The sequence below is a fragment of the Nocardia sp. NPDC049737 genome, assembly GCF_040674755.1.
Lineage (GTDB): Bacteria > Actinomycetota > Actinomycetes > Mycobacteriales > Mycobacteriaceae > Nocardia.
Genome location: NZ_JBFANH010000003.1, coordinates 1 through 7,118 on the forward strand (window position 1 = coordinate 1; position 7,118 = coordinate 7,118).

Consider the following 7,118-nt stretch of genomic DNA (forward strand, 5'->3'; position numbering starts at 1 on the left):
GTGGTTACGCATGCTGCCGCCTCCGGGCCTCGCGCTCGCACCGCGGGGTTCGATTCGCGGTGCTCCCAGGCCCTACGTGGTTACGCATGCTGCCGCCTCCGGGGCCTCGAGCTCGCACTGCGGGGTATTGCCGCCGCAGCCGCTCGTCTGCATTCGTCCGACTCCCATGCCACCTCTACCACCGCGGGTCGAATCGCCCGTCACGTCCTGTTCAGCTGCTTGCCACCCGCAGTCTAGAGCCCGCGGCTGTGACTCGGTCGGTGTGCGTCCGCGCGGCCGCCGAGGGGGAGCTCCGCATCACCTGTTCCATTTTGTCAGTTCATGACGTTATTGTGTGATGACGGCTACACCAGTGGCCGCGGAACCCGGTCACATCTCGGAGGTAGGCATGCCGGAGTACGGATCCATCGGACACACCGATACCGACAACACCGGACGGATCGGGGCGGCCGAGTCCCGTTCGATCGAGGAAGCGCCGCTGGTCGAGGAGACCCTCATCGAAGAGGTCTCCATCGACGGTATGTGCGGCGTCTACTGACGGGCGCGGCGACCATGCTCGATCTCGATACCCGTTGGGAACTGCATCCGCGGGTGGCGCTGCGGCCGGAGTCCTTCGGCGCGCTGCTCTACCACTTCGGCACCCGCAAGCTCTCATTTCTGAAGAGTCCGCGGATACTCGAGATCGTGCGGTCGCTGCCCGCGCACGTCTCGGCACGTGCGGCACTGCGTGCCGCGGGCGTCACGGATGACTTGGCCGGACAGTACGTTCGGGCATTGGATCAGCTGGCCGACTCCGACATGATCAGGCAGGCCGCGCCGGGCAGCGCTGCGACACCCGCGGTCGCGCCGCTGCCGCTGGCCGGGCAACCGTCCGCCGTCACGGGTGGGCGACTGATCGACAAGTTCGAAAACGGTTTGGCCGCACCGATCTGCCTCACATGGGAGTTGACCTACGCCTGCAATCTGTCATGTGTGCACTGCCTGTCCTCCTCGGGCCGCCGCGATCCGCGCGAGCTGAGCACCGAGCAGTGCAAGGCGCTTATCGACGAGTTCGAGCGCATGCAGATCTTCTATGTGAATATCGGTGGCGGGGAACCCACTGTGCGCCCGGACTTCTGGGAGCTGGTCGACTACGCGACCGCGCACCATGTCGGAGTGAAGTTCTCCACCAACGGAGTTCGCATCACGCCCGAGGTCGCCGCGCGCTTGGCCGCGAGTGACTACGTGGACGTACAGATTTCGTTGGATGGTGCGGACGCCGAGGTCAACGACGCGGTGCGCGGGCCGGGTTCCTACGCGATGGCGATCAAGGCGTTGGAGAATCTCGCGGCCGCGGGATTCGCGGATGCGAAACTCTCCGTTGTCGCGACCAGGCACAACATCGCCCAGCTCGACGAGTTCAAGGCGATCGCCGACAAGTACGGCGCCACACTGCGTTTGACCCGCCTGCGGCCCTCGGGACGCGGCGCCGACGTGTGGGACGAACTGCATCCGCTGCCGGAACAGCAACGGGTGCTTTACGACTGGCTGGTGCGCAACGGCGAAGGCGTGCTCACCGGTGATTCGTTCTTCCATCTGTCCGCCTTCGGTCAGGCGCTGCCCGGACTGAATATGTGCGGCGCGGGCCGAGTGGTCTGCCTGGTGGATCCGGTCGGTGATGTGTATGCCTGCCCCTTCGCCATTCACGACAAGTTCCTCGCCGGAAATGTGTTAGTGGACGGTGGTTTCCGCACCGTGTGGCAGGAATCGGAGCTCTTCACCGAGCTGCGCGAGCCGAGCGGCGGCGGCGCGTGCTCCGGCTGCGCGCACTACGACTCCTGCCGCGGCGGGTGCATGGCGGCGAAGTTCTTCACCGGGCTGCCCGCCGACGGACCGGATCCGGAATGCGTCCAGGGCTACGGCGAGGCGGCGCTGGCCGATGCCGGGCGGATGATCCCGCGTTCGTCGGTGGACCACTCCCGGCGCATTGCGCCGAGCCGACCCGGCTCGCGTAAGTCGGGCCCGATTCCGCTGACGCTGTCGGTATCTCGGCCCGCGTCCGAACGCCTGTCACCGGATCGACGCCCTTCGCGGGCCTGTGACGAGAGTCCGCTGAACTGATGTCGGGCCGGTAGCCAGCCATGCGCTATCTCGTTGATCGACGATGGCTATCGAGTGGCAAATCAATGATTGCTCTTGTGTTGCCAGCTATCTTCGGCGGGTCGCTTGCGACCCGCCGAAGAACCGATTCGGCGGGAGTTCTCGCGCCGCACGGGCGGATTCGTGCGGAATTCCGTCCTTTTTTCCGGACTGATGGTGCCAATGCGCGAATCACCGCCTAGCATGCCAGGAATGCGCCATGATCGCCTGCCCGACGGATTCGGGGTGCGGATCGATCCACGGGTACGCGCATACTCCGGGGGACGCATCCTGATCGGGGGTTCACCCGCCCGATTGCTGCGACTTGCCCCGGAGGCCGCCGAGATGATCGGCGACGGGTACCTCGAGGTCACCGGCCCGAAGTCCGCCGTTGTTGCCAGACGGCTGCTCGACTCCGGCGTCGGTAATCCGCGTCCCCGGTTGCTGCCGTCCCTGGACGATGTGACCGTGATCGTGCCCCTACACAACAATGCCGACGGCCTTGCCCGATTGCTCGCGGTATTGCGCGGACACAATGTGATCGTCGTAGACGACGGTTCGGATCAGCCGGTCGAGATCCCGCGCAACCGCGGCACCCGCTGCCGGGTGACCGTGCTGCGCCACGACCGCAGACAGGGCCCGGCCGCCGCGCGCAATGCCGGCTTGCGGGCCGCGACAACCGACTTCGTCGCCTTCCTGGACTCCGATGTGGTCCCACGCAGCGGCTGGCTCGAGGTGATGCTCGGACACTTCAGCGATCCGGAGGTCGCGCTGGTCGCGCCACGGATCGTTGCGCTGGATCCGGAGTCGAACGCGCTCGCGCGCTATGAACACACCCGCTCCTCGCTCGATCTCGGACGGCGCGAATCGGCCGTGCAGTCGCGCGGACTGGTCTCCTATGTGCCGAGCGCGGCCATGCTGGTGCGCCGCAGGGCGCTGCTCGCGCAGGACGGGTTCGACGAGACGATGCAGGTGGCCGAGGACGTCGATCTGTGCTGGCGGCTCGAGCAGGCGGGTTGGCGACTGCGCTATGAGCCGGCGGCGCACGTCGCGCACGATCATCGAATCTCGTTCCGCGCCTGGTTCGGTCGCAAGCTGTTCTATGGCACCGGTGCCGCTCCACTCGGCGAGCGGCACACGGGCATGGTTACGCCGCTGTCGGTGCCGTTCTGGACGGTCGTCGCGACCATGCTGTTCGCCACGCTGACGAAGTGGGGATTGCTCGGCGGACTCATCACCTTGGTGACCGCGCTGGCCCGACTACGCCGGGTGTTCATCGGACTGGACAACCCGACCCGGATCGCTGCGATCTATCTGGCACGCGGCTATTTCGCGGGTATCTGGCGACTGGCCTCGGCAATGTGTCGGCACTATTGGCCGGTCACCATGTTGGCGATGATTCTGTCCCGGCGGGTCCGGCGCATCGCGGTCACCATGGCGGTCGCGGATGGTCTGGCCGACTGGTTCACCCATCGTGACGCGGGCGGGCTCGACCCGTTCCGCTACGTGGCCTACAAGCGGATGGACGATCTCGCCTACGGAACGGGCCTGTGGCTCGGCGCATTCCGCGCGCGCAGCCTGGAATCGCTCAAGCCGAGTACGCCCCGGAGCTGAATCGAACGTGTAATGGCTGTACCACCCGATGAGCTGATGTAGATGATCGACACACTGATCATCGGTGGTGGTACGGCCGGGTGTGTACTGGCGGCCCGACTGAGCGCGGATCCGGACCATCGGGTGCGGCTGGTGGAAGCGGGTCCGGTGTCGACCGATTCGGCGACGCTGCTCGATGCGACTCGGATGCCGATCGGACCCGAATCACCGTGGGTGTGGCGGTATCCCGTGACATTGGCTGGTGCGGTTACCGGGAATATCGTGCGCGGCAAGGTGATCGGCGGATCGGGTGCGGTCAACGGCGGCTACTTCGTGCGGGCGACGGCCGCGGATTTCGCCGCGTGGAGCAAGGAACTCGACGGCTGGTCCTTCGATGCGGTCCTGCCCGCCTATCGCCGACTCGAGCGCGACCATGATTTCGGCGATCAGCCGGGACACGGCGCGACGGGCCCGATACCGGTGCGTCGTGCCACTGCGCCTGCACCCCTGAGCTGCGAATTCGCCTCGGCCTGCACGGCACTCGGCCTTGCGCTGATACCTGATCTGAACGCACTGCCCGACGCGGGTTCGGCCGATGGTTTCGGGCCGGTGCCGTGCAATATCGAGCACGGCAGGCGGGTCGACACCGGGTCGGCCTATCTTGCGCCCGCCCTCGCGCGCCCGAATCTCACGGTGACCGCTGCGACGCTGGTGACCCGCATCCGTTTCCACGGCACGCGCGCCATCGGGGTGGACTACGTGCACGACGGCAAGGCGGGCGCGCTCGATGCGGGTCGGATCGTGTTGTGTGCGGGCGCAATCGAATCCGCCGCGCTGCTGCTGCGCTCGGGTATCGGCGATCCAGAACAGCTTCGGGCGCTGGATATTCCGGTGGTGCGTCCCGCGCCCGTCGGCGCAGGGTTCAGCGATCATCCGGAGATCGGCATCGACTACCGCTTCGAGCCGTCGGACCCGACTGCCGAGGGCATCCCGCTGGAATATGTGCTGGAACTCGAGGATGTCGAAATCCGTCCGTACGCCGTAACGTTTACCCCGTATACCCGACGTTTGGGTGTGGCGCTCATGCGCCCACGTTCCCAAGGCGTGCTCCGACTCCGCTCCGCCGATCCGACTGTGCCGCCGCACATCGATTACCGCTACTTATCGGAGGCCGCGGATCGGTTTCGATTACAGGAAGGGGTTGGCACGGCGCGCGAGATATTGCATGCGATACCGATGGTGCGCACGCCGGAATCGATACCGGACGACGGGTGGCAGTACGCGAATCTGGCTACTTCGCAACATCTGTCGGGCACCTGCCGAATGGGCCGTGCCGATGATGAGCGTGCGGTGGTCGATGAGCAATGCCGCGTGCACGGCACGACCGGTTTGTCCGTGGTGGATCTTTCCGTTGTTCCGGTGCCGCTGAGTCGCGGTCCGCAGGCGACGACTGTACTGATTGCCGAACGCGCCGCCGAATACCTCAGCCAGTGATCTGGAAGATGGGTAGGTCACATTTGTACGAGGTCTGAACGTGGTGTGAGCTGGCGGACAAACGAAGGCAACCGCCCTTACCCGGGTTATGAGCGCCGGTACAGTTCGGGGCGGAAAGAAAGGCAAATGGTCAGCAATCTTGCAGGTGGGCGGCCCCCACGGCACAGCGTCGAACCCGGCACTCAGCTCGGCGCACTGGAAGCCTATGCCGCACAAGCACACGGATATCTTAGCGCGGGTGGCGAGCAGCTGTCGCAGCTTGCCGGTCTGCTGCGTCCCGTTGTGCTCGAATCCTGGTTGCGCAGTGTGCGCGGCGGCGTCGATCCGATGGATCCGCTCGACGGGCGCGGGCTGCGCGGTGCGGATCTGCAGCGCTACCGCGACGCGCACCCGATTGCCACATTGATGCCGCTGATCGACAAATTGCTCGTACAGGACACGGCCAGAACGAGTTTGATCGTCGCGGTCGCCGATCAGTTCGGCCGCGTGCTGTGGGTGCACGGCAATCCCGATCAGATCGATGCCGCGGCCGAAATCGGGCTGCGCGCGGGCGATGATCTGAGCGAACGGCGCATCGGCACGAATGCCGTGGGCCTCGTGGTTCGCACCGGCCGGGCCGCGTGGATCCATGGGCCCGAACACTTTCTGCACCGGATGCATCAGATCACCGGTGCCGCAGCGCCGGTGCACGATCCTGACGGCAGGTTGGTCGGGGTGCTGATGATCGCCGGGGGCGTGCGGGTGGCCAAGCCGGAGATTCTGGCATTGGTGAAGGCGACCTCGACTGCCGCCGAAATGGATCTGCTGCTCACCGCGATGCGCGCGGGTCAGCGCGGGGCGGGGAGTTCGACCGGTGAAGTCGCGGCGGCTCGATTGGGTCTGGATGTACTCGGGTTGGGACAGCCACTACTGACCGTCGCCGGTGATCGAGTTCCGTTGTCGCAGCGGCACGCAGAGATACTGCTGCTGCTCGCCGAACATCCGGAGGGACTGGGCGCGGATCATCTCGCACTGCTGCTCGATGACACGGACCTGGATAACGGCACCATCCGCGCCGCCATGTCGCGGTTGCGCGCGGTGGTCGGGCCGGACGTATTCGGTTCGCGCCCTTATCGGTTGCGGGTGCATATCGCAACCGATATCGAGGCGCTGGGTGCGGCGCTCGATTCCGGCGATGTCGATACCGCATTACGGCTGTACGCGGGTCCGGTGCTACCGCGCTCGACGGCGCCGGGAATTATTGATATCCGCGATGAACTTCGGGTCCGGCTGCGTGCCGCGGTGCTCGGTTCCGGTGAGGCCGCGGTGCTGCGTCGGTGGACCGCATGTGCGGAGGGGCGCGACGATGCCGCGTCCTGGGTCGCCTATCGGGCGACCATAGATCGCGATTCGCCGCTTTATGCGCAGATCGAGGCCAAGATTCGGGTGCTCGATCGGCGGCTGGGCGCCGATGCAACGCGGATGCAACGTTCGCGCTCATAGTCTGCAGATCCGAAAGTGCTGTGGCTCACATTCGCGATCGAATTGTGGTCGCGAACACAGCTTTGCCCAGCTGCGTAGGCCCAGTTGAGCGCACTGGACGGCCGACCAACTTTTTTTAGTGCAAAAAGTTCCTTTTTATTAACGAAGCGCCTAGTCTTCGCAATGCGGATCACATCCGTGTGATGTAGCTGACACCGCCGCGGCGCCCGCACCGCGGCAGCGACGTTGGAGGAGCGATCAAGAGCTAGGCGCGAGCGGGGCGCAATCTGTTTCGATCCCGCGCGGGTGTCGTCCTGCCCCGCGCATTCGCCGAATCGTCTTGTGGTGGCGTCGAAGCCATGTGACAACACTGAACAGCGTTGCCGCAGCGGCTTATTCGTGCTGCCCGAAATCGTTCGGCCAGCTGTTTTACGCCGAACAAGGAGGCTCTG

General features: G+C 65.6%; 5 protein-coding genes. All 5 read left to right on the forward strand.

Features of this window, described 5'->3' with window-relative positions; all coding sequences use genetic code 11:
- The first annotated feature begins 463 nt into the window (after positions 1-463).
- The 5 genes from mftA (at position 464) to AB0J47_RS05195 (ending at position 6,687) form a co-directional block, all read left to right on the forward strand.
- Positions 464-538: a mycofactocin precursor MftA gene (gene mftA / locus AB0J47_RS05175; protein WP_245720762.1), complete on the forward strand. Its 75-nt coding sequence runs from the start codon at positions 464-466 to the stop codon at positions 536-538.
- A 14-nt stretch (positions 539-552) separates the two neighbouring features.
- Positions 553-2,100: a mycofactocin radical SAM maturase gene (mftC, locus tag AB0J47_RS05180; protein ID WP_364341341.1), complete on the forward strand. Its 1,548-nt coding sequence runs from the start codon at positions 553-555 to the stop codon at positions 2,098-2,100.
- A gap of 231 nt (positions 2,101-2,331) precedes the next feature.
- A complete protein-coding gene (mftF, locus tag AB0J47_RS05185) occupies positions 2,332-3,732 on the forward strand; it encodes a mycofactocin biosynthesis glycosyltransferase MftF (protein ID WP_364340748.1) in 1,401 nt (466 codons plus the stop codon).
- A gap of 42 nt (positions 3,733-3,774) precedes the next feature.
- Positions 3,775-5,205 (forward strand): mycofactocin system GMC family oxidoreductase MftG, encoded by a 1,431-nt coding sequence (gene mftG / locus AB0J47_RS05190; protein WP_364340750.1) that lies wholly within the window; start codon positions 3,775-3,777, stop codon positions 5,203-5,205.
- 126 nt (positions 5,206-5,331) lie between these two features.
- Positions 5,332-6,687 (forward strand): GAF domain-containing protein, encoded by a 1,356-nt coding sequence (locus AB0J47_RS05195; protein ID WP_364340752.1) that lies wholly within the window; start codon positions 5,332-5,334, stop codon positions 6,685-6,687.
- Positions 6,688-7,118 lie beyond the last annotated feature (431 nt).